Source organism: uncultured Campylobacter sp., assembly GCF_938045225.1.
In the GTDB taxonomy this organism is placed as follows: domain Bacteria; phylum Campylobacterota; class Campylobacteria; order Campylobacterales; family Campylobacteraceae; genus Campylobacter_A.
Window position 1 is genome coordinate 1 of the sequence record NZ_CALINL010000149.1, and the last position, 4921, is coordinate 4921.

The window sequence follows — 4921 nt, forward strand, 5'->3', positions numbered from 1 at the left end:
AATCTGTAAATGCTCGCTGCCCCATCTCTGAGCAAAGTAGCGTTAGCTCCTGAAGCATCTCGTTTAGATCATCGTCCATCTTTTTGACATGCAGACCGATCTCCTGCGCCTCACGAAAGAGTATCGGATACTCGTGCGCTGGGTAGTCTGCGTTTAGTCTCTCAGAAATTTCAACGATCTTTTTATCATCATCTATGTGATATCTAAGTAGTTCAGAGCAAATTTTAAGTGAGAGCGAGCTAGCACGATCAACCGCACCAAAAACTAGCGGATGGATATACTCATATAGCGAGTTATATGGGTTTGTGTCACTTGGTCTATCTTTGTCCTGCTCTTTCCAAAGCTTGACTACACGGCTAAGCTCGTCCATCGAGACGCTAACAAGCTCGTTGCCCTTGTTTGTAGGGCTAAGTTCATGCTTGAGCGATGTATCAACTGGCGTTAGATAGGCAAGTGGGCCCATCACGATCTCGTTTGCGCCTAGCGCCATCATAGTCGCGGCCGACGCACAGTTAGCCGGGATGAGAGCGGTGATGTTTTTGCAGTAGTTTCGCAGAGTACTGATGATACGAAGCGCTGCTATACCGCTGCCGCCGTCGCTTTTGATGAACAAAAACGCGTTTTCTATCTTTTTACCCTTTAAAATTTCATACATCGCGCTCGCGTCGTTGCCGCAGACGCTGCCCGCGTTTGAGTTGTAGTAGGTGATTAGCGTGCCGCCCAGTTTGGCCTCGACCGCCTTTAATACCTGCTGAGTCTCGCTAAATAGCACCGGCGGCTTAGCTACGCTTTTTTGATCCATTCCCCTGCCCTCCTTTTGCGGCTGTTCTTCTTCTTTGTTGTTTAAAAAGTCTTTCCAAGACATCTACTTTCCTTTCAAATTCGTGTTAAATTTTACTTTTACGGTCGCCTGCAAGCTCGGCAAGATATCAGATCATCATCGCGAGCTGCTTAAATTTGATCAAATTTGACGCCAAAGCGCGCGGATAAATATCGCCGAGGCAAGCTAAATTTAGCAAGCGCGTCAAATTTGCGCCGCTCAAATTTAGTCCGGCTAAACCTCCCGCGCCAAAATTGGGCGTCAAATTTTAGTCCTCTTGGCGGATGATTGCGGCAAATTTATTAAAATAAACCTCGCTCACGTCGCTTAGCTTTTCCTCGATATCGTTTAGTTTAAATTTATCTCCGCCCACGCTACCGATTTTTTCAAATTTGACGCCGTGTTTAGCGGCTAGAGATTCAAATTTAGCCTCGTCTTTTACGCCGACGATCGCGCGCGAAAAGCTCTCGTCAAAGATAAAATTTGGCTTTTTAACGTCAAATTTACACTCCGCGCCAAGCCCGCTTAGGCATGCCATCTTAGCTAGCGTTATGGCTACGCCGCCTACGCCTACGCTGTTTGCAAACTCTAGCGCGCCCGATTTATTTGCCTCGATGACCAGATCCCATAGCGCGCGCTCTTTTTTATAGTCCACTGCGCACAGCTCGCCGCCCACTGCGTCAAATAGCGCCTTAGCGTAAAGCGACGCGGCAAATTCGCCCTTCGTCTCGCCAAGCACGTATATCGCCGTACCGGTGCGAGTAAAGACGCTCGGAAGGCTCGCGTTTGCGTCCTCGTTCATGCCCACCGTCACGATCGCTGGCGTCGGATAGACGCTCACGCCCTCAGTGTCGTTATAAAGGCTCACGTTGCCGCTCACAACTGGCGTATTTAGCTCGCGGCAAGCCTCTTTGATACCCTCGCAGCCCTGCGCGAACTGCCACATGACCTCTGGATTTTGCGGATTGCCGTAGTTTAGGCAGTCGGTGATGGCTAGAGGCGTCGCTCCGCTCATCGCGACCTTTCGTCCGGCCGCCGCGACCGCTCTAGCCGCGCCGATTTTAGGATCAACGAAATTCGCCCTCGGGTCGCACTGCGCCGCCATCGCGATCGCCCTGCCCGTTTCTTTAACGCGGATAACCGCAGCTCCGAGGAGTCCTGGCTGCTTGATCGTGTTTGTTTGGATATTTGCGTCGTATTGATCGTAGATCAGCGACTTGTTTAGCACCTCTGGCTCGCCAAGCAACTTCCAAAACGCGGTTTTATTATCCGCACTGTCCGGGATTTGCAAATTTTTGATCTCGTCTAGGTATTTTGGGCGCGCAGTCGGTCGGTCAAGCACCGGAGAGGCTTCGCTAAGCGGTGCTATCGGTATCTCGCCCGCTAGCTCGCCGTGCCAATAAAGCTCCATCACGCCGCTACTTGTTACCTCGCCGATGATTTCGGCGTCTAGATCCCATTTTTTAAATATCTCTAGTATCTTTTGCTCGCAGCCCTTTTTGGCGCAGATGAGCATACGCTCCTGAGATTCGCTCAGCATTAGTTCGTACGGCGTCATGCCGGTTTCGCGCATAGGCACGCGGTCTAGATACATCTTCATACCGCTGCCGCTACGCCCCGCCATCTCAAAGCTACTAGATGTTAGTCCCGCCGCGCCCATATCCTGTATACCTACGACGTAGTCGGTTTTAAATAGCTCCAAGCACGCCTCCATCAGCAGCTTTTCGGCAAAAGGATCGCCCACCTGCACGGTCGGACGCAGGGATTTGTTCGCGTCGTTAAAGCTATCGCTCGCCATCACGGCTCCGCCGAGCCCGTCGCGGCCAGTCTTTGAGCCGACGTAGATCACGGGATTGCCAATGCCTTCGGCCCTGCCGTAAAATATCTCGTCGCTCTTACAAAGCCCGAGCGCAAATGCGTTTACTAGGATGTTGCCGTTAAAACTAGGATCAAACGTCGTCTCGCCGCCGATAGTAGGGATGCCCATGCAGTTGCCGTAGTGAGCGATACCCGCGACCGCGCCTTTTAGTAGGTAGCGCTGTTTTTTCGCGTTTTCGCTCTCGCCCCTCACCTCGCCGAATCGCAGCGAGTTCATATTCGCCACAACCCTCGCGCCCATCGTAAATACGTCGCGCAGTATCCCGCCCACGCCAGTCGCCGCGCCCTGAAAAGGCTCGATGAAGCTCGGGTGATTGTGACTCTCCATCTTAAACACCGCCGCGACGCCACCTCCGACGTCGATGACGCCAGCGTTCTCGCCCGGACCCTGGATCACCCACGTGGCTTTAGTCGGGAAGCCGTTTAGGTACTTTTTACTCGACTTGTAGCTGCAGTGCTCGCTCCACATCGCGGAAAATATCCCAAGCTCGAGCAAATTTGGCTCTCTGCCTAAGATCTTTAGGATCTCCTCATACTCTTGATCGCTGATTTTGTGCGCTTTTACGGTAGCTTTGTCCATTTTTAGCCTTTAAAAAATTTTGGTTGATTTTACTTAAATTCGCATAAAAACTTGATAAACCAAAAGGACGAAAACGAGGCAAATTTTACGCCGCGCACAAATTTATACTACCGCCTTTTTACAATATTTGTGCTGCGCTACAAAACTAAACGATTTAAAAGCGCCCAACCTTTAATTAAGAATAAATTCGGTTCTAAATTTAGCCAAATAAAAATTAGAATTTTTGGGGTGCTGGTCTCGGCAAGCGGCTCAAATTTTAAGCAAAAACCGCATTTTGCATTAAATTTTATTTCACAATTCAAAGCTCGCGCAGTTTTTCAGACTACTTGCAGCCCTCTTTTTCGCCCGCATCGCACGCCTTTTTGAGATACTTTTTCATCTTTTGCACATACTCGTCAGTCATCCCGTCCCGAGCCCTATCAAAAAACTTAGCATACAAGCAATCAGTCCCGCCGCGCTCGTCGCAGTTTTTTGAAAAAGCGACGACGCCGCCACGCCGCCGACAAGCAAGACCTGATAGTATTTAGCGGCATTTAGGCATTCGCGGATCTCGCCGGACTCGCACGCTAGCTTCGTGCAGGCAAGCTTTGAGTCGCAGATTTTTTGCAACGCCGCTAGTCCCTTTTGTCTGTCGTAAAATGCGCTGCTTTCGTCCAAACGCTTGTCCGCTAGTTGCATGCATAAAGCCATGCTAAAGGGCAAAATCGATCCGCAAAACGCCTCTAGCATTTTTACTTCTTTTTGGTTGCGAGCGGCATCTGCGGTCAAATTTACATCCTCTGACGCGTCGTCGGCAAAAACAGAATTTACGACAACCGCAAAAATCAAAATTTTAAACGGATTCATGTTTTCCTTTTATCGTCATTTCGACGCTATGTAAAATCGATGAGCGATTACCCGCCGCAAATGCCTACTTGCTCGGCATACTATAGTAGCAAAGTATGTTTAGCAGGATGCGTCCTTGCTTTTTGACGTCTTGTTCGATGACGTCTTGTCTAAATTTCTCAGAGGTCGCCTGCTCTTTAGCCTCGGCCAGCTTGCTGCTAGGCAGGTTAAATTTAAAGTCTAAATTTTTTATCTCAAAGCCTTTGTTTCCGACTATCTTCGCGTCGATCACGGTAGCGAAAAACTCATCAGACGCGCCCACGTAGTAGTTCGTCACGCTTCTAGCGTTTATAGGTTCGCCGCTAAAAAACGCCTTACAAACGGGAGATTTTTGCGCACTATAAACCACGCTCTCAAGTATCCCGCCGCCAAATTCGTAAAACTTAAATTTCTTTGAGTTTTGCAGCTTTTTTATCTCGTCTTTATTGCTCAAATCTACATTTTTACCACTATCTAGATCAATCACTATCAGAGTTTTTACGCCATCGCCGCTTGAGTAAACCCAGCCTAGATTTTGGCTCGCCGAGTCGCTCTCGCCCGGCGATTTCACCTCGGCCCTACCCATATAGTCGCCGAATTTTTCCTCTTTTTTGCCGCCGCTCATCTCGTAGACCGTAGTCTCGGTTATAAACCCGATCTGCCGTATGCTAGTGTCGTTTTCCATATACGTACGCCACGCTCTCTCGCCGCCCATCTCGCCTGTGATGGCCGTGCAACCGCTAAACGCTAATGCCATAGCGGCCGCTGCCGCTGCTTTA

General features: G+C 49.7%; 5 protein-coding genes. All 5 read right to left on the minus strand.

Annotated elements, in window-relative coordinates:
* Positions 1-865 (minus strand): hypothetical protein (locus Q0200_RS05520; protein WP_297938775.1); only part of this gene is annotated, 865 nt, incomplete at its 3' end.
* Between the two features lie 64 nt (positions 866-929).
* Complete coding sequence (locus Q0200_RS05525) at positions 930-1085, minus strand: hypothetical protein (protein ID WP_297938777.1); 156 nt, start codon at positions 1083-1085, stop codon at positions 930-932.
* Between the two features lie 3 nt (positions 1086-1088).
* Positions 1089-3278: a phosphoribosylformylglycinamidine synthase subunit PurL gene (gene purL / locus Q0200_RS05530; protein WP_297938779.1), complete on the minus strand. Its 2190-nt coding sequence runs from the start codon at positions 3276-3278 to the stop codon at positions 1089-1091.
* A 399-nt stretch (positions 3279-3677) separates the two neighbouring features.
* Positions 3678-4124, minus strand: coding sequence for a hypothetical protein (locus Q0200_RS05535; RefSeq protein ID WP_297938782.1), 447 nt, complete (start codon positions 4122-4124; stop codon positions 3678-3680).
* Positions 4125-4188: 64 nt separating this feature from the next.
* A partial coding sequence (locus tag Q0200_RS05540; RefSeq protein WP_297938784.1) for a hypothetical protein occupies positions 4189-4921 on the minus strand: 733 nt, incomplete at its 5' end.